The organism is Pseudomonas sp. DE0010, assembly GCF_007680745.1.
Classification (GTDB): Bacteria; Pseudomonadota; Gammaproteobacteria; order Pseudomonadales; family Pseudomonadaceae; genus Aquipseudomonas; species Aquipseudomonas parafulva_B.
In genome coordinates, this window is the sequence record NZ_VEJQ01000213.1 from 1 (window position 1) to 268 (window position 268).

General features: G+C 73.1%; 1 pseudogene. It reads left to right on the top strand.

Annotation, left to right across the window (positions count from 1 at the left end):
- Positions 1 to 268 (top strand): annotated as a pseudogene (locus FS767_RS22285) (D-aminoacylase); the annotation flags it as partial.

Sequence of the window (268 nt, forward strand, 5' to 3'; positions counted from 1 at the left end):
TGGGCCCGGCCGCAGCCTTCAGCTATCCCACCTTTGCTGCCTATCGCGCGGCGGTGGAGCAGGCCCGTCCCGGCGTCAACGTCGCCGCCCTGGTCGGGCACACGGCGCTGCGCAGCAATCACCTGGACGATCTCCAGCGTGCCGCCACCCCTGCCGAGATCGCTGCCATGCGCGCCGAATTGCGCGACAGCCTGGCCGCTGGCGCTCTGGGGCTCTCCACCGGCCTGGCCTACGCCTCCGCCATGGCGGCGCCAACCGCGGAGGTGGC